General features: G+C 41.3%; 26 protein-coding genes, 3 tRNA genes and 1 pseudogene. 11 read left to right on the top strand and 19 right to left on the bottom strand.

Translation table 11 applies throughout. The annotated features are described in order from the left end of the window. Positions 1-174: 174 nt before the first annotated feature. A complete protein-coding gene (locus tag U5J89_RS03640; protein ID WP_322574246.1) occupies positions 175-825 on the top strand; it encodes an energy transducer TonB in 651 nt (216 codons plus the stop codon). 97 nt (positions 826-922) lie between these two features. On the opposite strand, the gene U5J89_RS03635 is transcribed toward U5J89_RS03640, so the two are convergent. Both U5J89_RS03635 and U5J89_RS03630 read right to left on the bottom strand, forming a co-directional pair. Then, entirely contained in the window at positions 923-1,369 is a 447-nt protein-coding gene (locus tag U5J89_RS03635) for an NUDIX hydrolase (protein WP_322574245.1), read from the bottom strand. Then, positions 1,369-1,692 carry a DUF1844 domain-containing protein gene (locus tag U5J89_RS03630; protein ID WP_322574244.1) on the bottom strand — a complete coding sequence of 108 codons (324 nt, stop codon included), beginning with the start codon at positions 1,690-1,692 and terminating at the stop codon, positions 1,369-1,371. Before U5J89_RS03630 ends, U5J89_RS03635 begins: the two co-directional genes overlap by 1 nt. Positions 1,693-1,857: 165 nt before the next feature. Here U5J89_RS03630 and U5J89_RS03625 point away from each other — a divergent pair, with 165 nt between their 5' ends. Together U5J89_RS03625 and serC are read left to right on the top strand one after the other, a co-directional pair. Beyond that, a complete protein-coding gene (locus U5J89_RS03625; protein ID WP_322574243.1) occupies positions 1,858-3,066 on the top strand; it encodes a DUF1015 domain-containing protein in 1,209 nt (402 codons plus the stop codon). Between the two features lie 26 nt (positions 3,067-3,092). Then, a complete protein-coding gene (serC, locus tag U5J89_RS03620) occupies positions 3,093-4,172 on the top strand; it encodes a 3-phosphoserine/phosphohydroxythreonine transaminase (RefSeq protein WP_322574242.1) in 1,080 nt (359 codons plus the stop codon). Between the two features lie 13 nt (positions 4,173-4,185). On the opposite strand, the gene U5J89_RS03615 is transcribed toward serC, so the two are convergent. Further along, on the bottom strand, positions 4,186-4,803 hold the full coding sequence (locus U5J89_RS03615; RefSeq protein WP_322574241.1) for a rhomboid family intramembrane serine protease: 618 nt from the start codon (positions 4,801-4,803) through the stop codon (positions 4,186-4,188). 116 nt (positions 4,804-4,919) lie between these two features. Here U5J89_RS03615 and U5J89_RS03610 point away from each other — a divergent pair. The 3 genes from U5J89_RS03610 (at position 4,920) to U5J89_RS03600 (ending at position 7,428) form a co-directional block, all read left to right on the top strand. Beyond that, positions 4,920-4,991: transfer RNA gene (locus tag U5J89_RS03610), tRNA-Thr, on the top strand. 206 nt (positions 4,992-5,197) lie between these two features. Next, complete coding sequence (locus U5J89_RS03605) at positions 5,198-5,860, top strand: septal ring lytic transglycosylase RlpA family protein (RefSeq protein ID WP_322574240.1); 663 nt, start codon at positions 5,198-5,200, stop codon at positions 5,858-5,860. Positions 5,861-5,946: 86 nt separating this feature from the next. Beyond that, complete coding sequence (locus tag U5J89_RS03600; RefSeq protein WP_322574239.1) at positions 5,947-7,428, top strand: phytoene desaturase; 1,482 nt, start codon at positions 5,947-5,949, stop codon at positions 7,426-7,428. 59 nt (positions 7,429-7,487) lie between these two features. Here the strand turns inward: U5J89_RS03600 and U5J89_RS03595 are convergent, their stop codons facing one another. After that, positions 7,488-9,038 (bottom strand): acyl-CoA carboxylase subunit beta, encoded by a 1,551-nt coding sequence (locus U5J89_RS03595; RefSeq protein WP_322574238.1) that lies wholly within the window; start codon positions 9,036-9,038, stop codon positions 7,488-7,490. Further along, the gene (locus U5J89_RS03590; protein ID WP_322574237.1) at positions 9,039-10,613 is read right to left on the bottom strand and encodes a hypothetical protein; all 1,575 of its coding nucleotides are present in this window, start codon (positions 10,611-10,613) and stop codon (positions 9,039-9,041) included. 175 nt (positions 10,614-10,788) lie between these two features. On the opposite strand from U5J89_RS03590, the gene U5J89_RS03585 reads away from it, so the two are divergent. Then, positions 10,789-11,421: an ABC transporter ATP-binding protein gene (locus U5J89_RS03585; protein ID WP_322574236.1), complete on the top strand. Its 633-nt coding sequence runs from the start codon at positions 10,789-10,791 to the stop codon at positions 11,419-11,421. A 176-nt stretch (positions 11,422-11,597) separates the two neighbouring features. On the opposite strand, the gene U5J89_RS03580 is transcribed toward U5J89_RS03585, so the two are convergent. Next, entirely contained in the window at positions 11,598-12,494 is an 897-nt protein-coding gene (locus tag U5J89_RS03580) for an MBL fold metallo-hydrolase (RefSeq protein WP_322574235.1), read from the bottom strand. 249 nt (positions 12,495-12,743) lie between these two features. Further along, a pseudogene (locus U5J89_RS03575) lies at positions 12,744-13,116 on the bottom strand (co-chaperone GroES). Positions 13,117-13,220: 104 nt separating this feature from the next. On the opposite strand from U5J89_RS03575, the gene U5J89_RS03570 reads away from it, so the two are divergent. Then, entirely contained in the window at positions 13,221-14,072 is an 852-nt protein-coding gene (locus tag U5J89_RS03570) for an SDR family oxidoreductase (protein ID WP_322574233.1), read from the top strand. On the opposite strand, the gene U5J89_RS03565 is transcribed toward U5J89_RS03570, so the two are convergent. Beyond that, positions 14,064-14,570, bottom strand: a complete 507-nt coding sequence (locus tag U5J89_RS03565) for a hypothetical protein (protein ID WP_322574232.1) — start codon at positions 14,568-14,570, stop codon at positions 14,064-14,066. The two genes, U5J89_RS03570 and U5J89_RS03565, sit on opposite strands and share 9 nt — an antisense overlap. Positions 14,571-14,784: 214 nt before the next feature. On the opposite strand from U5J89_RS03565, the gene U5J89_RS03560 reads away from it, so the two are divergent. Next, positions 14,785-15,612 (top strand): tetratricopeptide repeat protein, encoded by an 828-nt coding sequence (locus tag U5J89_RS03560; protein WP_322574231.1) that lies wholly within the window; start codon positions 14,785-14,787, stop codon positions 15,610-15,612. Here the strand turns inward: U5J89_RS03560 and U5J89_RS03555 are convergent. Next, positions 15,609-15,956, bottom strand: a complete 348-nt coding sequence (locus U5J89_RS03555; RefSeq protein WP_322574230.1) for a hypothetical protein — start codon at positions 15,954-15,956, stop codon at positions 15,609-15,611. The genes U5J89_RS03560 and U5J89_RS03555 overlap by 4 nt on opposite strands. A 69-nt stretch (positions 15,957-16,025) precedes the next feature. On the opposite strand from U5J89_RS03555, the gene U5J89_RS03550 reads away from it, so the two are divergent. Beyond that, positions 16,026-16,184 carry a zinc ribbon domain-containing protein gene (locus U5J89_RS03550; RefSeq protein WP_322574229.1) on the top strand — a complete coding sequence of 53 codons (159 nt, stop codon included), beginning with the start codon at positions 16,026-16,028 and terminating at the stop codon, positions 16,182-16,184. 507 nt (positions 16,185-16,691) lie between these two features. Here U5J89_RS03550 and U5J89_RS03545 read toward each other — a convergent pair. The 5 genes from U5J89_RS03545 to U5J89_RS03525 all read right to left on the bottom strand — a co-directional run bounded on the left by U5J89_RS03545 (position 16,692) and on the right by U5J89_RS03525 (position 20,325). Continuing rightward, positions 16,692-16,765: transfer RNA gene (locus tag U5J89_RS03545), tRNA-Pro, on the bottom strand. 86 nt (positions 16,766-16,851) lie between these two features. Continuing rightward, positions 16,852-17,253, bottom strand: coding sequence for a methylmalonyl-CoA epimerase (gene mce, locus U5J89_RS03540; protein ID WP_322574228.1), 402 nt, complete (start codon positions 17,251-17,253; stop codon positions 16,852-16,854). Between the two features lie 21 nt (positions 17,254-17,274). Continuing rightward, complete coding sequence (yihA, locus tag U5J89_RS03535) at positions 17,275-17,865, bottom strand: ribosome biogenesis GTP-binding protein YihA/YsxC (RefSeq protein ID WP_322574227.1); 591 nt, start codon at positions 17,863-17,865, stop codon at positions 17,275-17,277. Then, positions 17,865-19,367 (bottom strand): amidophosphoribosyltransferase, encoded by a 1,503-nt coding sequence (purF, locus tag U5J89_RS03530; RefSeq protein ID WP_322574226.1) that lies wholly within the window; start codon positions 19,365-19,367, stop codon positions 17,865-17,867. Before purF ends, yihA begins: the two co-directional genes overlap by 1 nt. A gap of 79 nt (positions 19,368-19,446) precedes the next feature. Further along, positions 19,447-20,325 (bottom strand): mechanosensitive ion channel family protein, encoded by an 879-nt coding sequence (locus U5J89_RS03525; protein ID WP_322574225.1) that lies wholly within the window; start codon positions 20,323-20,325, stop codon positions 19,447-19,449. 425 nt (positions 20,326-20,750) lie between these two features. Between U5J89_RS03525 and U5J89_RS03520 the strand changes: the two genes are divergently transcribed. Continuing rightward, positions 20,751-22,676 carry a potassium transporter Kup gene (locus U5J89_RS03520; RefSeq protein ID WP_322574224.1) on the top strand — a complete coding sequence of 642 codons (1,926 nt, stop codon included), beginning with the start codon at positions 20,751-20,753 and terminating at the stop codon, positions 22,674-22,676. 168 nt (positions 22,677-22,844) lie between these two features. On the opposite strand, the gene U5J89_RS03515 is transcribed toward U5J89_RS03520, so the two are convergent. From U5J89_RS03515 to secF, 5 genes are all read right to left on the bottom strand, one after another. Further along, positions 22,845-23,108 (bottom strand): GIY-YIG nuclease family protein, encoded by a 264-nt coding sequence (locus U5J89_RS03515; RefSeq protein WP_322574223.1) that lies wholly within the window; start codon positions 23,106-23,108, stop codon positions 22,845-22,847. An 83-nt stretch (positions 23,109-23,191) separates the two neighbouring features. Beyond that, positions 23,192-23,263, bottom strand: a tRNA-Gly gene (locus U5J89_RS03510). 160 nt (positions 23,264-23,423) lie between these two features. Next, a complete protein-coding gene (locus U5J89_RS03505) occupies positions 23,424-24,698 on the bottom strand; it encodes an adenylosuccinate synthase (RefSeq protein ID WP_322574222.1) in 1,275 nt (424 codons plus the stop codon). A 66-nt stretch (positions 24,699-24,764) separates the two neighbouring features. Further along, positions 24,765-25,121 (bottom strand): STAS domain-containing protein, encoded by a 357-nt coding sequence (locus U5J89_RS03500; protein WP_322574221.1) that lies wholly within the window; start codon positions 25,119-25,121, stop codon positions 24,765-24,767. A gap of 43 nt (positions 25,122-25,164) precedes the next feature. Further along, positions 25,165-26,076: a protein translocase subunit SecF gene (gene secF, locus U5J89_RS03495; RefSeq protein WP_322574220.1), complete on the bottom strand. Its 912-nt coding sequence runs from the start codon at positions 26,074-26,076 to the stop codon at positions 25,165-25,167. Between the last annotated feature and the right edge of the window lie 31 nt (positions 26,077-26,107).

The raw sequence follows: 26,107 nt of genomic DNA, 5'->3' as shown, positions 1-26,107 counted from the left end.
TATCCTTTAGAAACCCTTCTAACCGGTGTTTTTCTATATTATTTCACAATTTGGAAAAATAATGGAATAATTTCCCCTCTTTTCCTGTTATTTAAGTGGAGATTAAGTAGAATAATTTGTTTACTTACAATTCCTAATAAATTTATATCAATTTAACGCGGAGATTATAGCATTATGGGTTCTGACAGAAAAAAGCCACAGGCTGATCTTAGAAAATACTACACAATCTTTCTGCAGCTGGGAATGGTTGTCGTTCTGTTAATTTTCATTACCGCTATGAAAGTACAATTTGTAGCAGAAAAACAGAATGTAGACCTTACCCAAGAGCAGGAAGTCGTGGAAATGGAGGAAGTAACACAAACAAAACAGGAAGAGAAACCACCACCCCCTCCACGTCCTCAGGTACCTGTTGAAGTACCAAATGATGAAATTATCGAGGATCAAGAAATTAACATTGATGCCGAGATAAATATGGATGAACCTCTTCCAGAGCCGGAAGAACCGCAACAGGAAGAAGAGGAAGACTTCTTTGTTGCAGTAGAAAACATGCCTGAATTGAAAGGAGGTTTAGGTGCTTTGCAACAAAAGATTAACTACCCTGATATGGCCCGAAAAGCGGGTATTGAAGGACGAGTTATTATTCAGTTTATTGTAAATGAAAAGGGAGAAGTTGAAAATCCCAGAGTAATTCGAGGAATTGGCGGTGGTTGTGATAAAGAAGCACTGCGAGTTGTAAAACAAGCAGAATTTGAGCCTGGTCGTCAGCGTGGAAACCCTGTTCGAGTACAGTACAGCTTGCCTATTACGTTCAAACTGCAAAATTAAGAACTTCTCTTTAACAATAAATTAGCAAAAAAGGCCTGCTTTTCAGCAGGCCTTTTTTATTAAATAACTACTTTACTAACGGCAATTGGTTTACCCTTCAGGAAATATACTGCCGGTATTTTTGTTTAAATGCTTTAAGTACTTCCGACAAGTTTTGATAGCCAACCAGTGACTGAGCTTTTTTCAGTGATATCCAACTCACCTTTTGTATATCCTCTTCGGTTTGTGGAGTAAAAGTAAGTTCCGCATCATCAGGAAATCGCATCCCGAACCAATACGTTGTTTTACCATAATGTTTACCACCCTGTTCATATTCGTGATAGGTTTCAGGAAGTTGAAAAACAATCTCAGGCAAAACTGACACTCCCACTTCTTCCGCAACTTCACGAACCGAACATTCTTTGACGGTCTCCCCTTCTTCTAGTTTTCCTTTAGGCAGATCCCACACCCCACGGCGGAATATTAACAGTACGGCTGGATTACTGTTGTCCTTAGGTTTAAAAACAACCCCTCCTGCCGCTGTAACAGGTTCAACAATAGTCATTATTCCTCTTGATCCCCGGATTCCTCATTATCTTTTTCTTTCTCATCAGCGTAATTCATACGCAGATTATTAAGTGTCTCTGTCAAATAACTTTTCAACTGATCGGGCAAATTCCCCTCTGTAAATTCTTCGAGCATAAGCAGGGTATCAATAGCAAATTTAGCTGACTTCAGATCCCTTTCTGTACTTCCTGTTTGAGGATTTTCTAACTTTCCCATTCCCATCATGGCAATCTGCTGATGTTGTTGAACTAACATCATAAAAAGTAACTGCTGCTGTTCGTCTTCGGATAAATTATCTCCGTTATAATTTGTCTTATCCATATCTAATAATTTTTGTTCAAAATTGATCTTAAAATAAGTTCTTTATGATAAAGAATTAACTTCTTTAACCTATATATATCTTTAAAAAACTCTTTAAATATTGTCAACATCCAAGTACTTTAGAGGGCTCAATACAAAACAAATAATAAATAGCAATTCCGTTTCATGGCCATTCTAAAACCATTTAAAGCCTGGCATCCGGATCCCAAAAACGTGGAACAAATTGCGTGTGTTCCCTACGATGTTGTAAGCGTTAAAGAAGCACGTTCAATTGCCAAAGGCAATCCCAAAAGTTTTCTTCATGTTGTTCGACCAGAAATTGATTTGCCGGAGGGAACCGATCCGCATGATGATGAAGTATATGACATGGGAGCCGAAAACCTAAATAAATTTCTGGGAAACGGCATCCTTCAACAAGAAAAGCAACCACAGCTATATGTATATCGATTAATAAGAAACGGGCGCCCTCAAACCGGTATTTTTGCCTGCGTTTCGGTAGAAGATTATGACAATAAAGTAATACTAAAGCACGAACTGACACGACCCGACAAAGAGGATGACCGTACGCGACACATTCTCACCCAGCAGGCTCACGCCGAACCGGTCATGTTGACGTATAAAGATGATCAGGCAACCGAAAACCTCATCAAAAAAACGACTGAGGGAGAACCTCTTTTTGAATTCGAAGCTTCTGACGGTGTCATCCATAAATTGTGGCGAGCCGACAAAACCGAAGCATTTGTTAATGCATTTAAATCAATCTCTCATTTGTATATAGCCGATGGCCACCACCGGTGTAAAAGTGCCTCTCGGGCAGCTAAACAGAAACGTAAGAACAATTCGGTTCATACCGGCAACGAAGAATACAACTTCTTCCCGGCAGTGATTTTTCCGATGTCTAATATGAATATTCTACCGTACAATCGAGTTGTTCATACTATCCCCAATAATTTTTTAAACACACTGAAGCATAAATTCAGCCTCACTCCAGATGCTAATCCCCAACCATCCGAAAAAGGAACCATTCGTATTTATATTGATGGAGACTGGTACAGCATGGAACTACCTTTGGCTAACAATCCCAACAGCGTACAAAAACTCGATGTACATCGACTGCAAGAGTTTGTCCTTTCTCCATTGCTTGATATCGATGATCCTCGTCGTAACGAAAACATTTCATTTGTCGGAGGAATACGAGGTACAGAAGAATTAGAAAAACTTGTAGATAATGGAACAGCCGAACTGGCTATCAGTATGTACGCTACAAGCATAGAAGAATTAGTAGAAGTATCTGATGAAGGCCGACTCATGCCACCCAAGTCAACTTGGTTTGAACCAAAACTGCGATCGGGACTACTTGTCCACACTTTTTAATTGTTAACATTCTATGTTATTCACTTATGAAACACGTTCACAACTTTAGTGCAGGACCAGCAACACTTCCGCTTGAAGTATTAGAAAAAGCCCAACAAGAACTTACTAACTTTCAAAATATGGGACGATCGGTGATGGAAATCAGCCACCGAACCGCCCAATACACCGAGATTGACCGTCAGGCAAAAGCGCGTATTCGTGACCTGCTAAATCTTGGGGATGATTTTAAAATTATGTTCCTGCAAGGCGGGGCTAGCTCACAGTTTATGATGGTTCCTTTTAACTTTTTGGATGAGCATCAGACAGCCGATTACATTGACACCGGTCGATGGTCGAATAAAGCCATCAAGGAAGCTAAAATTTTTGGTGATGTTCATCGTCCTTACAGCAGCAGCGAAACCGGTTACGATCGAGTGCCAACGGATGATGAGCTGAACTTTAGTGATAATCCCGCTTATGTCCATTTTACTTCAAATAACACAGTTGCAGGCACTCAATTTCCGAAAGAACCCGAAACCAATGGAATTCCATTAGTTTGTGATGCCTCTTCAGATTTCCTATCCAAACCTATTGATGTATCCCGATATGGAATAATTTATGCAGGTGCTCAGAAAAACATTGGTCCTGCAGGAGTAACTGTTGTTATTATTCGTAAAGATTTTCTGCAGAAAGCAAATACCAACGGTGTACCAACTATTTTACAATATCAAACACATGCGGAAAAAATTTTCAATACTCCTCCGGTTTTCAATGTGTATATGGTGAATCTGGTATTGGAGTGGATTCAAGACAAGGGTGGCCTGGAATACTTTAAATCCTTCAATAAAGAGAAAGCCGAACTGCTTTATGACGAAATTGATCGGGATGATTTTTATCGCGGTGCCGTAGAAAAAGATTCTCGTTCACTGATGAATGCCACTTTTCGACTTCCTTCCAAAGAACTCGAATCCAAGTTCTTATCAGAAGCCGAAGAACAGGACCTATATGCATTAAAAGGACATCGCAGTGTGGGTGGAATCCGTGCCAGCATGTATAATGCATGTCCAATGGAAAGCGTAGAAGCACTGGTCAATTTCATGAAAACTTTTAGAAAAGAGAACGGTTAAACAGTTTCTAAAATCAGATCAGTTTAAATACAGTTAGAAAATGATCAATGGTATTTGGAACAAAAATCACCAGGTATAAAATACCCCAAAGGGCTCCTGCCAGATGAGCCTCGTGATTTATCTTTCCGCGCTCCTGTTTACTGGCGTACATGCTGTAGATTAAATAAAGGATAGCAAAAACAAAGGCGGGAATTGGGACAGGTATCAGCATCAGGTAAATTTTTTCCATCGGAAATAGAAAAATAAAGGCAAAAAGAACTGATCCTACTGCTCCCGAGGCCCCCAACGTAGCATAGTTAGGATCATCTTTAAATTTTATGACTGACGGTATACCGGCCACAATAAGCCCCGTAAGATATAATCCCAAAAAGTAACCGCCGCCTAATATCCGTTCCATTATAGGTCCAAAAAAGTACAGGGTAAACATGTTCACAAAAAGATGACCCAAATTAGCATGCAAAAACCCTGACGTGAGCATCTCATACCAACTGTTTTCTCTGACGGTCCGATAGGGTTTTAAATACCCTTTCTCAATAAATTTGGGATATAGATACAGGGCACCCAGCGATACAATTACGTTGGCAACCACTAAATAAAATGTAACGGGATAGCTTGCTATATAATCTTCCATATGCTTTTATAATTGATCATCGAAGATAGACAAGAGCTTGTTCGATCTCCAATTTAATTTTTCTCTTAGGCTTGCTATCAAAGCAGTATAGTAGTTATATTTGATCACCTGTTTAAGCCGATGTAGCTCAGGGGTAGAGCGATTCTCTCGTAAAGAATAGGTCGTGAGTTCGAATCTCACCATCGGCTCTCATATCCACTGATAATAAAGAATGATCATCTCGAAGTATCTGGATGATCAGCTCAATAATTCCCTTCCTTTTATCTTCAGTACGAAACAAAATGAACCACATTTAATTACTAAAAACTTGATTTAGTTTTACTATATGTACTGTGGATTTTTATATCCTGTAAAAATATATTACAACATCCTTTAAACTTCAGACGTAATTATCTTGCGATATCTTCCCATATTTATCATAGCAATCAGTTTATTTATTAGTTCTTGTGGGACCAGCTCACGCTTCGGAAAAACTGATGATGCTCCCAAATCCCATGAGGCGGGCGAAAAAATTGAGGAAGGAGTAGCAAGTTGGTATGGTCCCAATTTCGATGGCAAATTAACAGCCAACGGTGAAACTTACGACATGTACGGTCTTACGGCTGCACACCGGACTCTTCCTTTCAATACTGTAGTTAAGGTTAAGAATCTGAATAATGGAAAATCCGTAGCGGTTCGCATCAACGATCGAGGCCCCTATGCTAAAAACCGTGTTATCGACTTGTCTAAAAAAGCCGCTGATAAAATAGATATGCTTGGGCCCGGTACTGCCCCTGTAGAATTAATTCTGTTAGAGGGAGACCTCAAAAATTCAAGAGTAACTAATCTAAAAGTACCTACCTACACGGTACAACTCGCTTCATTTAATCGTGAGCATCAAGCCCGAGCTCACGCAAAAAAAATACGCGGCGCCCGAGTTGAAAAGATAAAAATGGGCAACAAAACAGTATACCGTGTGTACCACGGTATTTATACCGATAAAAATAACGCCCGTAAAAAACAGCGCCAGCTTAAAAGGCAGGGCTTTAGTGGTTATGTAAAACAGATAGAAAATTAATTTTTATAAATTTCTCTATCTGTCGGAATGTATTGAACCCATTTTGTGGTTGTAGCATCTGCATTAATCCCATATATCATTTACAGATGAAGAAAAAAATAATTGTCATTGGAAGCGGCTTTGGCGGACTAGCAACAGCATCACGACTATTATCACGAGGACACGAAGTCGAAGTTTTTGAAAAACGCGACAAGCCAGGCGGACGCGCATACGTCTATGAGATGGACGGCTTTAAATTTGACGGGGGCCCCACGGTAATTACCGCTCCCTTTTTATTTGATGAAATTTTCGAGGCAGCCGGGAAGAAACGAGAGGACTATTTTGAACTCGTCCCCTGCGACCCCTTTTACCGGATATTCAATGCCGAAGGCCAAAAATTCGACTACAACGGAGATCACGAGTTTGTTTTAAACGAGATTGAGCAATGGAATCCTGACGATAAAGAAGGGTATACCAAGTTTCTCAAAACAACCAAAGCCATTTTTAACAAGGGTTTTGTTGAACTTGCCGATAAGCCTTTTTTAAGTCTGTGGGACATGATCAAAGTAGTGCCCGACCTTATCAGGCTACAGTCTCACAAAACAGTTTACAAATATATTGCACAATACATTGAAAATGATTTCCTGCGCAAGGTTTTCTCTTTTCATCCCCTGCTGGTAGGTGGCAATCCCTTTGATACCACATCCATCTATGCCATGATACACTATTTAGAGCGCGAATGGGGCGTGCATTATGCTATGGGTGGAACCGGCTCCATCGTAAATGCTTTGACTCAATTGATTGAAGAGCAAGGCGGTAACATACATTACAATGCTGAGGTAGATGAAATTACAATCACCAATGGAAAAGCAGATGGTATTCGACTTAGCGACGGGAGCGAACATTCGGCTGATCAGGTAGTATCAAATGCGGATGTGGCTTTCACTTATCGCAATATGATCCCCGAACAAGAACGAACAACGTGGACAAATCGTAAGATTGAGCGTACCAAGTACAGCATGTCACTCTTCGTAATCTATTTTGGGACAAAAAAGAGGTACTTGGATTCTGAACTCGAACACCACAATATTATTTTGGGTGAACGATACCAAGAGCTGCTCTCCGATATATTCCATGATAAAAAGCTGGCTGAGGATTTTTCTCTGTACCTGCACATGCCTACAAAAACAGACCCTTCTTTGGCACCCGAAGGCTGTGAAGGATTTTATGTACTTTCTCCCGTCCCCCATTTAGACAGCGGTACCGACTGGACTGAAAAAGCCAAACCATACCGCGATGCCATCATTTCGTTTTTGGAAGAAAACTATCTGCCGGACCTCGAAGAAAATATCATTGTCGAACACCACATTGATCCCCTGCATTTCCAAAATACGCTTAACAGTTACAAGGGATCAGCCTTCTCGGTAGAACCTATTCTTACCCAGTCAGCCTGGTTTCGACCGCATAACAAATCCGAAGATGTAGATGACCTGTTTTTTGTTGGAGCGGGCACTCATCCAGGAGCGGGTCTTCCGGGCGTACTTTCATCTGCAAAAATAGCTGAAGATTTAATCTGTAAAAACCAGTAAACAAAAAAGTCTCGCACACTTCTAGAGTGCACGAGACTTAGTAAGCACCTACTTTACGTTTATAAAGGCAGATTATCGTGCTTCTTCTGAGGAACTTGATCTACCTTATTTTCGGAAACATCCAAAGCTCGGATCAACTTTTCACGCGTTTCGCTGGGCAGAATTACGTTATCAATAAATCCACGTTCGGCAGCCTTATATGGATGCGCAAACTCTTCTTTATAATAATCGATCAGTTCCTGCTCTTTGGCTTCAGGATCGTCGGCAGCCTCAATCTCTTTTCGGAAGATAATCTCCACCGCTCCTTTTGGTCCCATAACTGCAATTTCGGCCGTAGGCCACGCCACGTTATAATCCGCACGGATATGCTTGGAATTCATCACGTCATAAGCTCCACCGTACGCCTTCCGGGTAATAACCGTCATCTTGGGCACCGTTGCCTCGCAAAAAGCGTACAACAGCTTGGCACCGTGTTTAATGATTCCGCCCCACTCCTGATCAGTACCGGGCAAAAATCCGGGCACATCTTCAAATGTTATCAATGGAATATTAAATGCATCACAAAAACGGACAAAGCGAGCACCTTTAAGCGACGCATCGATATCAAGCACCCCGGCCAGTGACAGAGGCTGATTGGCAACAATGCCTACACTGCGTCCGTCAATTCGGGCAAAACCTACTACAATGTTTGTGGCATAATGCTCATGGACTTCCATGAACGAATCTTTATCCACAATACCCTCAATAACTTCCTTTATATCATAAGGTTTATTGGCATTGTCGGGGACGATGTCATCCAGCTTTTTAGCCTTGGCAGAATCCGGTGCTTTAGATTCTTCTCGCGGAGGTTTCTCCTCACAGTTCTGGGGTACATACGTCAACAGCTTTCGAAGCTCCTGCAAACATATGGCATCGTTCTCTTCCGTAAAATGTGCGACACCTGATTTTGATCCATGAGCGCTTGCCCCACCCAATTCTTCAGATGTGACCTCTTCATGCGTTACGGTCTTGACTACATTTGGACCGGTAACAAACATGTAGCTGGTATTTTTAACCATAAACACAAAATCGGTCAGGGCCGGACTATAGACCGCACCGCCTGCACAAGGACCCATCACGGCCGAAAACTGGGGCACTACACCCGATGCCATACTATTACGCCAAAAAACTTCAGCATAACCACCCAGCGAGGATACGCCTTCTTGAATCCGCGCACCGCCCGAGTCATTAAGTCCGATGATGGGCACGCCATTTTTCATAGCCATATCCATAACCTTACAGATCTTTTCGGCATGGGTCTCCGACAGTGATCCTCCAAAGACAGTAAAATCCTGGCTAAATACGTAGATTGGTCGACCGTGAATCTTTCCAAATCCGGTAACCACTCCATCGCCGTCTATTCTTTTGTCTTCGAGACCAAATTTGTGACTGCGATGTTTTACATAGGGATCGATTTCTTCAAATGATCCCTTGTCCAGTAAAATATCAATACGTTCGCGCGCAGTCAGCTTTCCCTTGTCATGCTGCTTTTGAATTCGTTCTTCACCTCCGCCCTTTTGCGCATCTTTACGTTTTTGTTTTAGCCGCTCTACCTTTTTATCCGAAGCCATCTAATTTTCTTGTTTATTGCGATTTTGTTTCTCCAAAAAATAACTCTGCAGCCGATCGGTAAAATCCACCGCTGCCTCAGAGTACATATCAACCAAGTTGCGTTTAAAAATATCTTTTTCAATATACTTACTAACATCGCGCCAGCTATCATAGACAGCAATATCCTCAATCGCCTGATCAAAAGCACGATCGGAACCGCGAAAAATCTCCTCCACAAACAACTCCTCGTCATCCGATAGCATGTCACGGAGGTTCTTGATCTCTTCATCCGAAGCATCTTCTTTTGTCAAGTCAATAATAGGTTCATCAATAAATCCATCCTCATCAACTTCCTCATCTGCTTCAGCTCCATGCTCCTTTTTATACTCCTCGATCTCCTCGTCACTCATGTACCGCATCCACATAGGGGTCTCTTCAGATTCGGAGGAGACTTCTGTGTCTGTTTCCGATTCTTCTTGTTCCTCTGTAGATGAAGGGACTTTTTCTGGTATAGAATGCTCTTGCTCCTCTTCTTCTATCTCTTCGAAATCATCTTTCTTTTCAGTTTCCTCCTTAAAATCTTGTTTTTCATCTTCCTCATTTTCTGATGTTACTTCCTCATCCTCTTCTTGTTCAGATTCTTCCTTAAAAGCTCCATTTAAAGAACCATCCTCTGCATCTTCTATTTCTTCTGTTTCATCAGGTTTTACCAGTTGATCTTCAGATTCCTTCAGCTCATTACCTTCGGTTTGTTGTAATTCTTCATCCTCTTCTTTTGGCAAAACAGTCTGAGAATTATTATCACCTTTTTCTTTTTTTGCAGGCGATTGATCCTCAAACAGTGATGACTGATCATCTTCGTACCCATCAAAGTCCAGCAATTCCGGTGATGAGAGTACTTCGATAAATTCGGCTCTACTAAGTACTGTATTCATCAAGTCGAACTTTCGAGCAATCCGCGGCATCTTTTTATCCTCAAAAAATAGTCGCAACAAATTAGTATCGATACCATCCTCCTGCAGCTGAAAAAGAGGCTCCAACATCTGGGCCCAATTCAATGGAGAATACCGGGAAGTTAATTTCTCATCAGCCTGAGCAATAATAGTTGAGCAGCGCTCTTTACTCAGTGATTCTAAATCCTTCTTCTGCATATACCTGTAAAGCACAACAGCAAAATGCCGATAAATGACAACTGCCTCTAATCGCTGGTGCAACTGCTCTACCGAAAGCTCATCCTTGGCTCCAAAAATAACGTCCGGTACATTCTTTCGAGGTTGAACCAGCATTTCTATGACATCCGAAACTGCAGTTTCAATAACAGCCTGCGCATAACTAGCCGGCAGACGGGCTTCATCTTGAATAGCCTCAATAAATTTTTGCCAGGCATCGAGCACAGCATCAGCACCGGTGTTGGCCCAATCTGTTTTGGGGATGTTCATCGAATCAGAAAGATTACGTCTTAATTCCACGCTGATGCGGCGAACAATAAAAGAAGGGAACTCCCACGAACGAAGTTCTTCAACTGTATAATACTGATCGTTTTCGGGTAAACGATCAATTAATCTTTGCGTTATTTGCTGTATGGTTTGTTTCATAATTTTTGGGAAATATATCGTCTAGCGAAAGGCAAAACAACCTTAGAATGGCTCAATATGTTAAATCCTGAGAATCTTTTGAAATTTCCTTTCCATTAATGAGTAATAAGTTTAAAAATGTATCCAACCCAAAGTTTTCATTTAGGATTTGATGACACCTTATTACCTTTGGCCTATGATTACGCTATCTGTTAAACAGCTGAAAAAGTCTTTTGGTCCGAATATTATTTTTTCGGACGTTTCCTTCGATCACCAGTCAACTGCCCTTGGCATCGCCGGATCTAACGGTTCAGGAAAATCAACTTTCCTAAAATGTATCGGTGGACTTTTGCCCCCAAGTTCGGGAGATATCGCTTGGAAAGATAATGGAACTGCACTCAATAAAACAGCTCTTAAAAACAAATTGGGATATGCTGCTCCGTACATCAATCTTTACAATGAGCTAAGCTGTCGCGAAAACCTGGAATTCATTTCAAAGATGCGGCACCAGTCAAATTATGTTAAAACTATTGATTTGTGGATCTCCAAGGTAGGGCTAAAGCATGCCCTTGATCAACCGTTTGGGAAACTATCAACGGGACAACAGCAACGGCTGCGACTGGCCTCGGCCTTGTTTCATGACCCTGATATTTTACTTTTAGATGAACCGGGATCAAACCTGGATGAAGAGGGACGAAACCTTATCACAGAAATTGTTACAGCCTTTGATACCCCTGAAAAGGTGATTATTATTGCTTCCAATAATCCCGATGAGCTAAGTCTTTGTGAGCGAATCTTTTCTATTGAAAAAGAAGCTTTTGTCAAATAGCGTTAGTCCATCTGACAGGTTTCACCCTGGCAACACTCCTGCACATTAATACCACAATTGGCACATTGACCATGCCCGTGCACCCAAACCAGCGGAGCTTTAGCCCCACAATACGTACACTGCCGGGACTTCTTCTGATCTTTTTTCTCTCGTGGATCTATTCAGGTCAGCCATAATTACGATTGTGTTAGTTCCTCATATGCTACGCCAAGATTATCAGAGAGGGTCCAGAAATCAGCATATAAAAAATGGTCAAATTTTTCGAGTGATTTCTTATTGGTGATCTCATCTTTACTCAACCCCTGATCAATCCCTTTTTGAACATAGTTTAATATAGCTGAAAGATAATCTTCCATTACCCCAAGATCTTCTTTCTTACCGGTAACGCCATATTCGGGCTTGGCATGACCAAAAATATACATAGCATCGGAAGGATACTCTTCCGCAACCGTTGATAAAATCTTAGTCCAATTTTGCATCGAAGCTCCTGACGGGCGATCGGTATAGGGATTCATCCGATTGAACACCAAATCTCCCATGTGCACGACATTGGCTTTCTCAAAATAGATCACCGAATCACCGCTCGTGTGTCCGGGGCCAAAGTATTTGGCATGAATAGTTTCATCTCCCAGATCCATTTTCCAACTCTCAGAATAGGTAGTCTTCGGAAAAGCAGTATTCCCTTCACCCTCACTTTCTTCGTTTGCTTTCTTCATGAGTTTCGGCACGTTTTCATGGGCTACCATCTTTTCAGCCACTCCTTTAAAAGTCGGATTTCCACCGGTATGATCGCCATGGTGATGTGTATTAATAAGCAGATTTAACGGTTGATCGGTTTTCTCACGAAGCCCGTTCAGACAGTTTTTAGCAGTCTTGGGATATTGAGAATCTATAACCGCCATCGCATCCCGCGATGCCAGCCAACCGATCGTGCCACCCCGCTCTGTAAAATAGCCCACATTACGGCGAAGCGTAGTAAAACTACCCTGGTTGTTGGCAAACAAAGTTTTAAACGGAAGTGCAGCACCGGCTGCCAGCAAAGAAGAGCGAAGCAGGAATTGACGTCGATTCATAATTAAGTGATTTGGTTAAAAGTAAAAGGATACGAAATTAATAAACCTATTGGTCATCAAATCATTCCTTAACCTAATATCAATCAAATTTTCTTTTTGCCTACAGATGGATCTCTGGACTACAATAATAAGCTAACTTCAAGTGAGCTTTAATAACCATAGCCTGATGATTCATCCTCAGAATTTGAATGAGTTTAAGCATCGGTAGGCAGAATATTCATCATTACATCAAAGCTATACCCATTCAAATCAAATTGCCATATCCTCGCGTATTAGCAACAGAATAGCAGCATGCGGACAAATGAGATATTTCTCATTTTCAAATTCAATTTCATGGGCTTTATCTTTTAAAAAGATAGCCAAATCCCCTTCTTCGGCTTGCATACCAATATACTGCGTCTGACTCGTTTCTTTCCAGGCTTCATCCACTTCGTTAGAAGGAATAGGATAACCGGGACCCGTCTTAACCACATAGCCACTGTGGATATCTGCCTTTTCCTTGACGGTTGCCGGCAATACGAGTCCACTTTTTAGTTGTTGTTTCCATGTCTCGCGGTTTAATGAGAACGCGATCGCCAACAACTATAAAATTTTCTACTGAATTTAGATATTCTTGAATCATCACAATGATTTACCTTAAAAAATCTACGATTGTATAAACGCCCAAAGTTAACGTGTTTGTATAACAATCTGAACAAAAGATTCCCTCCATAATTTTATAAAATCATGGATTTAAAAAACAAGCTATGTATTGTAACCGGGGCCAATTCGGGTATCGGTAAAGAAACGGCTCGTAGCTTTGCCGCCGATGGAGCCTTTGTAATTATGATCTGTCGGAATGAGAAACGCGCCAAAGCTGCCCGTCAAGAACTCATTAACGATACGGGCAATACAGGCATTGAAATTGTGTTAGCTGATTTAGCTATTCAACATGATGTACGATCTGCAGCCGACCAGATAAAACAGGAATTTGATCAAATTGATGTGCTCGTCAATAATGCCGGACTCATTGCCAATAAACGCGAAGAAACCATTGATGGCATCGAGAAAACGCTGGCGGTAAATCATTTAGCCCCATTTTTGCTAACGAACCTGCTTTGGGATCACCTTCAACAATCAAAGGATGCTAGAGTTATCAATGTTTCATCGGAAGTGCATCGGATGGGAGCCAACGCTTTCGATCTGGACGATCTGCAGATTGCTAACAATTATTCAGCCATGAAAGCCTACGGAGTTTCAAAATTGTGCAACATCATGTTTACCCATGAACTGGCTAAGCGCTGCAGTGATACTTCTATTACAACCTATAGCTTGCATCCCGGGGTAGTACGTACGCAGCTGGCTGAAGAAGCAGGATGGGCAATGAAGCTTTTTTACTGGATTGGCAAGCCATTTATGCGATCGCCAAAGTCGGGTGCTCAAACGACTATTTACTTGGCTACATCTGATGAAGTAACATCAATGAATGGCAAATATTTCAAGAATAAAAAGGTAGTAGAACCCTCAGCTATTGCTTTTGATGACGATCTAACACCCCAGCTGTGGGAAAAAAGTGAAAAGCTAACGCAATTACCCTAATACAAAAAATCGCTTCACCCGAATTTTTCGGGATCGCCAGATCAAATTACCGACTTTATCTTCGGTAATTTTGTTTTCCTTGGTATCGTCTACTGAACCCTCAGCAGGCATTTTTTCTTTGGCTTCATCCAGATGGAGGTTATCCAGAAAAAGTTTCAGCTGGTTACGATCGAAATGCGAATAGCGATTTTCTAACGCCTGAATAATATCGGGCCAAATTTCGGGTCGTGCCGACCATTCTATACCTAAACCAATAGCATTTTCCGGAGCATCTTCGCTTAAACAAATATTTAGCCGTTCATCAATATCAGAGGGTACAGGCTCATGACGCAATAATTTAGGTCCCAGTTCTTCTCCGTTTGCGCGCGGGAAAAAGCTTTTCCACATCTGGTTTGTATAGGGATGATGGTAATAAACCTCATAATTTTTGCTGTCCTTTCGCAATTGTTTCATCTCATTTATGAGAGCAACCTGCTTGTCGTGATCAATAATATACATGAGGTCAATTCTTTTAAGATTCAGGATTTTATCCCTAGCCAACTTAATATAGATTCAAATAACTCCACCTTTATGTACAAAATATTATATGATTTGTTCCAGCAATGCTTTTATTATCTTTAGTTCTATTGATTGCATTCCGTCAAAGAATACCTCATACTTCATTTTGTAACCCTGTTTGATCCCCATCACCTTCAATTAATTAAATCTATTGATGGCAACCAGATTTTATCAAAGCCCTTACTCCCGAAACAGACAAATATCCATTGCTACATTAATCTCATGTGGATTATTTTTGGCAATTTCTTTCACTGATACGATGGGACAATCCACCTTTGATCGTGGAAAAAAGTTCTATCAACAGCGAGATGCCAATGCCGATTCCTTTAAAGCAGATCCTACCAATATAAATCGGGCTATTGATCTATTTAAATCTGCCCTGGAGCAAGGCATTAATCCCGAAGAGTCAGCGGCTTATCTCTTGCGGTCGTACTATTTCAAAGCCATGTTTACCGGACTTAGCGAAGACCAGCAAAAGGATATTTATGAAAAAGGCCGCAATTTGGGCGAGAAAATGATTGAACGCTATCCCAATTCAGTACCCATTAAATTCTGGTATGCTGCCAACATCGGGCGATGGGCAGATGTACATAGTTTTGCCCGAGCAGCTACCAGTGGCATATCAAAACAATTGCGGGGAATTTGTAAAGATATCATTGAAAAAGATCCCGGATACCAAGATGGTGGTGGTTATCGCATTTTAGCCCAAGTGCACTTTTATTCGCCCAACATTCCTATTTTGATGAGCTGGCCATCAAAAGACAAGGCGTTGGAGCTTGTTCAGGAAGCTTTGGAGATTGCCCCGGAAAATCCCACGAACAAAATGCTGTATGCTAATATATTGCTTGAATTTGATCGAGATGAAGAAGCAAAAAAACTACTCCATCAAATCAGGCGAATGACTCCCCGCTCCTCACACAAAGTTGAAGATCGCTACCTTCAATATCGCAGCCAAAAGCTATACGACGAGCACTTCAATTAGCGCAACAGGTTTAAGACGAATCCAATAACTTCTCTGCCGAGCTCATCTTCTTTGATACGTCCATTAATCTGCTGATCTGAAACGGTTACTTCTCCACTAAATGAGAAACTAACCTGTTTTTCTTTATTGTTTGGGTCAGCCAGTGTAAGACTAATATTAGGCTGATCCGCACTCCATTCGATCGAATTTTTTAAAGGTATCGAAAAATCGAGCATGGGATCTTTAAATCCGCCGCCGGTATCAATGGCCGAAAACTCCAGGTCTATGTTATGATGTTCATTAAGGTCAATAACTTTTCCATCCCATTGTAATGAGGTTACTTCGGCAGACGTCTGAATTTTCATTTTATTACTATCTTGTATTACTTAATTTCAATTTAATAATAGGCAAGATGATGATCTTTTAGAAATGCTATGGATAAGAAAGAATGTCCCGGTTGTGCGGTAGAAGTGGATGCCGAAGCCGAGGTATGTCCCATTTGTGGATATGAATTCCCTAGCCAACCGCTAAGTATTCAAATTGCAGCGTGTATTATGATAATTCTACTGCTGCTATATTGGGTGGTTTTTTAGAGCTCACAACGATTAATCATACAATTACACTGAGAAAATATTGTGCTTTGAATGATCTTAACGAGCTATTTTATATCTAATTCAAGTTACCTTGAAAAGATCTCTTCTTTCGGTCAAACAGACAGGTGTTATAAATTTAGCAGAGAATATAATACCCAACCGCAAAGTGTCATAAACAGCGTTGACCTTTTCAGAGGCTGACCCTCTTTTGTTTTCTCCCTACTGCGCAGAGAGAAAAACTCTTTAAGCAAGCCCTTTAATTTATACCGAAAGAGCTCCCCTCCCTAATTTATGTAAAGGATGTCCCAAGTCTGTACAATTTAAGGGAGGGAATGAGGGTGGGTCAAAATAGGAGCATGAGAAAGTCAAAATTAAAGACACATGGTGACAATAGTGACTTGCCCCCCTGATTCCGACCGAAGCATGTAGGCATAGTAACTCATCTTGATTTCCTATGTAAAATAAAAACAGGAGCGCTAGTTAATAACGCTCCTGTAAACTCCACTGTCGGGACGACTGGATTTGAACCAGCGACCCCTCGACCCCCAGTCGAGTGCTCTACCTGGCTGAGCCACGTCCCGATTCGGTATCACAATATTAAAAAAGAACTAAATCAGTTCGCAAATTAGAGTTGCTAAAGATAGGACTGTAACCGCCAAAACTCAACCTAATCTTCTATACTCTGACACAACTCCACCAATACCCCGTGGTTATCTTTGGGATGGACAAAAGCCACCAGTTTATTATCCGCCCCGCGACTGGGCTCATCATTCAGCACCGTAAATCCCTCTTCACGCAGCCGTTCCAGTTCAGCATGGATATCATCCACCTCAAAAGCCATATGGTGCATACCTTCGCCTTTTTTAGCAACATATTTTGCAATCACGGAATCCGGATCTGTAGCACCCAGCAACTCAACTTTTGATTCACCAGTACGGAAAAAAGCCGTTTCTACTTTTTGATCTTCTACGACTTCGCGCTTATAGCATTCTCCATCCAGAAGCCTCTCGTAGGTTTTTACCGCTTCCTCCAAATCATCAACCGCTATGCCGATATGATCAATATGCATAATAATGGAATTATATTCCGTTTAAAATTCTGCAAATTCGGTAATTATTTCCTTTGTTTCTGTAATGCCTTTCTTGTCTTTGGTAGAACTCACAATAATAGGTACTTCAATATTCATTTCATCCAAAATTCGTTGTAACCGAAATTTGGATTGCTGCTGTTTATTGTAGGAAAGTTTATCGGCCTTCGATAGTACCACTGCAAAAGGCAGTCGATTCATTCCCAGCCAGTAGAAAAACTCCTCATCAAGGTCACTGGGCTCATGGCGGATATCCACCAAATGAAGAACTAAGCGAAGCGTCGATCTTTCCAACAGGTAGTCACGAATATCTCGTCCCCAGCGCTCTCGTTCTTCTTTGGATACCTGGGCATAGCCAAATCCGGGCAGATCAACCAGGTACACCTTGTCATTGACCTGATAATAATTCATCTGCTGCGTTTTCCCGGGCACATTACTGGTACGCGCCAATCCCTTGTGATCAACTAAAGCGTTGATCAATGATGATTTTCCTACATTAGAACGACCTGCAAAACAGATCTCGGGAAAATAGGGATCCGGACAAACATCCAGCGAAGGAGCACTCGTGACGAAGTCAGCTTTTTTGAAAGGCATTATATAATTTCGTTTTCCTCTTTTTCGATGCCAAAGTTAACCGGTACCGGATATTCTTCTGTAAAGCAGGCCGTGCAGTATCCCTTTGGTGATACGTTTGCTTCTTTTACCGCATTAACCAGCCCATCAGGCGACAAATACCTGAGGCTATCCACTCCAATTTCTTTGGCCATAGCTTCAATATCTTGATCGAAACGATTGGCCATTAATTCCTCAGGAGTTGGAAAGTCCATCCCATAATAACATGGACTGATGATAGGCGGAGAACTTACCATAAAGTGAACTTCGGCAGGATTATCCTGTCTGATCATATTAACCAAATAGCGCGATGTCGTTCCGCGTACAATCGAATCATCCACAATAATAACCGAACGACCTTCAATGACTCCCTGTACTGTATTAAACTTAGTGCGCACTTTTTGATTGCGGGATTCCTGCCCCGGTGAGATGAAGGTACGTCCCACATAGTGGTTACGAATCAATCCGATTTCAAACTTGCACTGGTGTCCTAATTTCTGATTTTCATGCACATATCCCAACGCTGCCGTATTGCTGGAATCGGGCACCGAAATGACAATCGGCTTCTTATCGGGCGGTGCTTTTTTAATGACTTCGTTAATTGGATGCTCTTTAGCCAGGTACTTCCCCAAATTGCGACGGACTTTATCAACATTTTCGCCAAATATCTTACTGTCGGGCCGTGAGAAATACACATACTCAAAAATGCATTGACTGGTGTCAGTACCATACTCCGCATCCAGTTGGTACGATTCCGGCTCAGAATCCGCTGTTGCTTCCTGATCCATTACCAGCACTTCTCCGGGCTCAATGTCGCGGATAAATTCGGCATCAATAATATCAAACGCGCAGGTTTCGCTTGCCACGCAATACGAACCGTCAACTTTACCCAACGCCAACGGACGAAATCCATTGGGATCGCGAACTGCAATCAACTTATCGTCAGTCAGCATCACCAGGCTATAAGCTCCCTCAACCTGCTCAAGGGCATCTAAAACCTGTTCCAGCTGTGTTTCTTTTTTGCTGTGTGATATCAGATGCAAGATAAGCTCGGTGTCTGAGGTACTCTGAAAAAGCACGCCTTCTTCCCTGAAACGCTCACGTAACTGCTTGGCATTTGCCAAATTTCCGTTATGTCCGATCGCAATATTTCCGCTGCGATAATGGACCCGAAACGGCTGTATATTAGCCGGATTTTTAGAAGCTCCTGTTGTTGAATATCGGTTATGACCAATCGCCGCTGTTCCTTCAAGTTCTTTTTCAAAGATCTTTTGGTCATCAAAAACCTGAAGCACTAAACCAAAATCGCGGTGCGCAGGCATTACCCAACGGTTTTGATCTTCATCGTAATAAGAAGTCACAATTCCCGCTGATTCCTGTCCCCGATGTTGCAGCGCGTGCAGTCCATAATAGGTGAGAAAGGCTGCGTCAGGATGGTTTTGCATCCCAAAAATGCCGCAATAATCGCGTGGCTTGTCGATCATTAAGCTAATTGATAAGAATTGGTTTCCAGTGATTAGGAATTTAATAAAAATAGCGCAGTATGTGGAACCGAATGATTAATTATTTTGGTGGTTTAGAAGTATCATCCAGCCTGACATTAACTTCGCTCATATCTACCGCAGTAGTAACTTCGGAACTAAACGTGAAGTCGTTTTGAACTAATGCCTCTCGGGCCTCATCCATCAGCTCGGACTTAATATTTGCCAGAAAAATCTCTTGTTTGGTAACATCCACTTTAATCCAGAAGTAACCGGTTAATTCTACAAAGTTTGGGGTAAAGCCCGTGGTTTGTACCATTGGCTCAGGTTTATCAATAGCTTGTTCATTTGCCTTTATTACCTCCAAAAGGATTTGACAGGCTTTTTGGGCATCATCTCGATAATCAATCCCAATCGAAAATGATCCACGCCTGAGTCCATCCCGCGTATAATTATACAACGGCTTTGCAAGCAGCTGCGAACTCGGTACAAACACATCGCATCCATTGGCCATGCGAACATGGGTGTGCCGTAATTCAATATTCTGTACCCGACCGACGACTCCCTCAGTCTCTATGAGATCACCATTGGTAAAAGGACGACTAAAAGCCATAAAGAATCCCGCCAGAAAATTTTCGCCAATATCTTTAAAAGCAAAACCCAAAATAACAGCAGTAATACCACCGCTGGCTAAAATACTGGTTGCGATGCCCGATAATCCCAAAATATTGAGCGCTATAAGAATTCCGATAAGAAAAATGAAAACATAAATTAACTTCCCGAAGAAATTTATATTCGACGATGTCAGAGGGGTTTTATCCAATAGATTTTTGTAAATCTTTCGGCCACCTCTTGCCAAGAAGTGAAAAAGAATAAGAACTATTAAAGCAAAAAGGAGTTCGGGAAGCTTTTCCAAAAATTGTTCAAAAAGTTCTTCAAAGCGGCTGTATAAAATTTCCATAATCGTTTATTATTTCTTGAACAAGGTTCAAAGACCTTCGAAAACCCTCTAAATCTCAAACTATCATCACGACCGTCAGAGAGAGATCTTTGTTATGAGTGTTTAAATGGCAAATATTTCTTAAACATAGATTTCTCATCCCGGTAAATCGGGATTCGAAATGACATCAGGTTTTACATGACCTCTTCTAAGAAAGAGAAAAGTTTTAAGTATGAAAACTTATTTTTTTGATTAAAAACAGGAGGGAATAATCATAAGGCTCATCAATCCATGTATGTATTCTTTACATAGCGAAGTATCGACTATAAATGTTTACTCAACACAAACGAAATAGTATTAATAACACTTCAATTACTGTAAAGTCTTGTTTCTATTCAAATAAAAACGTACTTACACAAAAAGCTTTTATTAAAATAGATTGATCGATGTCACATAATAAATCAGATGAAGAGCAAAAGGGAGTTAAACAAATTGCAGGACTTTCACTGGCTGCAATAGGTATTGTTTTCGGTGATATTGGTACAAGTCCACTATACGCTTTTAGAGAAAGTTTTCATGAAGATTATGGCATAGCCACCTCTTCAGCTAATATTTTGGGAGTGCTTTCACTTATCTTCTGGGCACTTATTTTGGTAATCTCTATAAAATATCTCGCTTTTATCTTACGGGCAGACAATAAAGGCGAAGGTGGTATTATCGCTTTAACAGCACTCATTACGCCCAAAAAGTCTAACAAGAGGTATAGACATTGGCTAGTACTGACAGGACTTTTCGGAGCTGCACTTCTCTATGGAGACAGCATGATTACCCCTGCTATTTCAGTCCTTAGTGCCATAGAAGGGTTACAGGTCGCGACTCCCATATTCGAACCCTATATCATTCCGATAACGCTTGGAATTCTGATTGGACTCTTTCTTGTGCAAAGTCACGGTACGGCTGGTATTGGCAAAGTGTTCGGTCCTATCACCACTATTTGGTTCCTTACACTAGCAGCATTAGGAATTAGTCAAATATTATTATCCCCTGAAGTATTTCGCGCGCTTAATCCAGCTTATGGTTTAGAGTTCTTTCTCCGTAATGGAACTTCCGGCTTTCTTGTATTGGGATCCGTTTTTCTTGTAGTAACCGGAGGTGAAGCCCTATATGCCGATATCGGCCATTTCGGTCTCCTACCCATCCGGCTAACTTGGTTTGGAATCGTTTTACCCTCACTTCTTTTGAATTATTTTGGCCAGGGTGCATTGCTTTTACAACATCCGGAAGCAGTGCACAATCCTTTTTTCTTGATGGGTCCTGATTGGGCGCTTTATCCCATAGTTATTATTGCAACAGCCGCTACTATTATCGCTTCCCAGGCTGTAATATCCGGGGCTTTTTCACTTACCAGACAAGCCATACAATTGGGTTATGTACCTCGTATGAAAATTAAACAGACCTCAGCCGAAGAAGTTGGACAAGTTTATCTCCCTGCAATTAACTGGACCCTAATGATTGCCTGTATCGGCCTTGTTCTTGGTTTCGGATCCTCCAGTAATCTTGCCGCAGCTTACGGTGTGGGAGTGACCACAGATATGGTTTTCACGACATTGCTCTTTGCGGTTGTACTTATTGTTCGATGGAATTGGTCAATAGCCACGACCATCGGCATTACAGCGCTATTCCTAATCATCGATCTTGCCTTCTGGGGGGCAAATATCATAAAGGTTCCCGATGGTGGTTGGTTCCCTCTGGTGATAGCTGCTGTCGTATTTACTTTGATGACAACCTGGAAAAAAGGCCGAACTATCTTGGCCGAACATCTCAAAAGCAGCGAACTTCCGCTACAAGATTTTATTGATAATATAGTAGAATACGCTGATACCAAGGAGGAAAATATTAAAGAAGTGACAGGAACGGCAATATATATGTACTCGAATCCCAAAGGTACCCCTCCTGCCCTGTTGAACAATATTAAATTCAATAAGGTACTGCATAAAAACATTGTCCTACTCAGTGTCGAACATACCAACGAGCAACCTTATGTTCCAGAAGAAGAAAAAATTACGGTTGAAAAACTTTCAGGTAAATTTTTTAGAATAATAATAAAAAGCGGATTTGCTGAAAATGTGGATATTCCGAAATCCTTGAATAAAATAAGTCGGGAAGATTACAAAATTTCATTCAATATGGAAGAGACCACATTCTTCCTTGGTAAAGAGAAAATCCTACCTACCGACAAAAGATATTCAGCTATGTCCAAATGGAGAGACTGGCTATTTAGCATTATGATCAGAAATGAACAGCGGGCAACAGCCTACTTTAATCTACCGGCTGATCGTGTGGTAGAAGTGGGTACTCAGATTAAAATGTAACCGATAAGCTGTAAGTTACTATTCAAAATAAAAAAAGCTCCTGCAGATAACTGCAAGAGCTTTAAAATTGAGTCCGCTCAACGAATGCTCACATGAGCGTAGTTGAGCGGGAGATCCCGAAGCATCGGGACGCCCTTCTCCGTTGGCAACGAGATATTCTGCGACTAACTATTCCCACTCATTTCCATCGGATTCCATAAGCTTTTCGATAAATACGCTGCTCTTTTGCCGTTTAATAAAATTTTCCCATTTGATGGCCTCGGTCTTCGTAGCAAAACTTTTAACATAGACTATCTTCCAGGGGATACCTGATTTCGTAGATCTATTTCCTCCCTTGTTATGCTTCCTCAGACGTTCTTTAACACCTACAGAGGTATAACCCGTATAATATTGATCAAGTGATTCGCTATATAATATGTAGGTATAAAACATACTAAAAATAAAAAAGCTCCTGCAGATAACTGCAAGAGCTTTAAAATTGAGTCCGCTCAACGAAGCTCACATGAGCGTAGTTGAGCGGGAGACCGGAGTCGAACCGGCGACCTTCTCGTTGGCAACGAGATGCTCTACCGCTGAGCTACTCCCGCTTATACGTCAAATTCTTCAAAATGCTTTTAAAGACTAGGGCCTCACTAAATTTGTCACACAAGGATTCCCGCTTTTCAAAGAGTCCCAAATATAAGGTATTCACCCTATATATATCAAGAACAATTAGTCATTTTCTACAAAACTTTTAGGACAACAAACCTAAAGAACAATAGTCTCTGATCGCTTGGGTCCTTTGGATAAAATAGTAAGCTCTATCCCCAAATAATCTTCTATAAATTGTAAATATTCTTTTGCTTCTTTCGGGAATTCCCCAACGGTATCACAGTTATCCAGGGACTCGTTCCAGCCGGGCATGGTCTTATACACGGGCTCGATATTATCAATATCAGGTAGATCGAGCGGAAAAACATCAGTTTCTTCCCCATCTATACGATAAGAAGTACACAGTTTGATCTCTTCAAAATCATCCAGAATATCGAGCTTGGTTAGCGTAATCTCATTCATTCCATTTAGACGAACCGCATATTTGAGAGCAACCAGATCAATCCAGCCGCAGCGGCGGGGACGTCCCGTAGTAGCTCCAAATTCCTGCCCCGCTTCACGCAATTTTTCACCGGCATCATTAGTCAATTCAGTTGGAAACGGCCCATTACCAACACGGGTACAATACGCTTTGGTAATACCCATCACTTTGTTAATAGCTGTAGGTGGAATGGCTGAACCGGTACATGCTCCGCCTGATGTGGGACAGGAAGAAGTCACAAACGGATAAGTGCCATGATCAACATCCAGCAAACTCCCCTGGGCACCTTCCAGCAAAATTTCATCGCCTTTTTCTATAGCATCATGCAGCAAGGCAGAAGTGTTGGAAATATACGGCTGCAATGTATCGGCAGCTTCCATTAGATCCTCAATAATAGGCTCAGCCTCAATAGGATCGTGTTTATACACATGCTGTAAAGCCTCGTTAATATCCACGATATTATCTTGCACCTTTTTGCGTAGTGCCTTGGGATGGGCAAGATCTGACATGCGAATGCCCACTCGCGATACTTTGCTCACATAGGCCGGACCAATACCTCGTCCGGTAGTACCAATGGCATCGTCACCACGGTGCTCTTCCTTAACCTGATCAAGCAGCTGGTGATACGGTAGTATTACATGAGCGGAACTGCTGATCTTTAGCCGATTTTTAATATCGCCTCCAATAGCTTCCACTTCTTTGATCTCTTCAAGTAATGCGAATGGGTCTATTACGACTCCATTACCGATTATGCAGGTTGCATCTCCATTGAAAATACCAGATGGAATGAGATGCAACACAATCTTTTTGTCATCAAACTTAATGGTATGTCCCGCATTAGCACCTCCCTGATACCGAACAACGTAATCGGCATCTTTGCTAAGCAAATCTACAATTTTTCCTTTTCCCTCATCGCCCCACTGGGCTCCTACAACAACACGAATGGCCATAATATCAATTTGACATAAAAAAAGGGGTGAACTTTCACCCCTTTTCTAAATTAAACTTAAAATATATTACTCTTCCTCTTTGGAATTGCCGTATGATTTAACTGCTTCTTCAAGCGACTTAAAGTGCTTAAAGACCGTAATCAACTTGGTAACAACCAGAAGACTTTCGATTTTGTCCGTGGCATTTGCGATACGTAAGTCACCGCCTGCTTTACGCATCGTTGTAAGTCCGCCAATTAACATCCCCAAGCCCGAGGAGTTCATAAACTTAACTTTGCTCAAATCGGCTACAACATTCGTTCGGTCCTCCTCGATCAGCTCGTGAAGCTTTTCGTTTAGTTTAACGGCATCAGGACCACCCATCACATTACCCTTAAATTCAATTACAACACAATTATATCGTTCTGATACATTAAATTTCATTTGTTTGCTCCCCGCTGGTTAGTGTTAGGAGTTAATATAATAGTTAAGCTTTTTCTTTATAGCGCTCAATTTCCACAACCGCTGAACTTGCTATGAACAACGAGCTGTAAGTACCAATAATGACACCAAGCATCAGTGCAAAGGAAAAGCCTTTGAGCACTTCACCGCCAAATATAAATAGAATGGTTACCACAAAAAAGGTAGTCACAGAGGTAATTACGGTACGACTTAGCGTATCGTTTAAACTTCTGTTAACCATCTCATCATGATCCATCGTTTTATACAGCAGGCTATTTTCCCTAATGCGGTCGAACACGACCACCGTATCGTTTAGTGAATAACCGACAATCGTTAAAAAGGCGGCAATTATCGACTGATCCATTTGTAAACTAAACGGTACAACATCAGCAAGGAAGGTAAATACTCCTACCACAATTAATACATCGTGAAATAATGCTGCCACCGCGCCAGCAGAATAGGTCCAGTCTTTAAAGCGGATCAGGATATAGATAAAGATCACGATGAGGGCAAATATAATCGCATTTAACGCCCCTCGTTTCAGATCCTCGGCAAAGCGTGCCCCCACAATATAGGTCTTAATAACCGTTGAAGGATTATCGGGATACAACTCAGACATTGCATTCGTAATTAATTTCTGTACCTCCGAAATATCTTTCGGATTATCCGTTCGGATCAATACTTCTTGCGGAGATCCAAAAAGTTTTACGACCGGCGTGCCGTCCAGTGGTTCTGTGAGTGCTGAACGGATTTCAGTTACTTCTACCGGCTGCTCAAATTCAAGAACAAACTCCTTACCACCCTTAAAGTCAATACCGTATTGTAACCCTTTAGTTAGGATTCCAAAAATTGAAGCCACAAGCAAAATACCGGAAACGTAATAGGCAATCTTGTGACCTTTTAGAAAGTTAAAATCAGGATTTTCAAACCATCTCATAATTAAAGTCCCTTTTTATAAATATTGAATT

This window comes from Fodinibius sp., from assembly GCF_034521915.1.
Lineage (GTDB): Bacteria > Bacteroidota > Rhodothermia > Balneolales > Balneolaceae > Fodinibius.
This window is presented reverse-complemented; position numbering and strand designations above follow the sequence as displayed.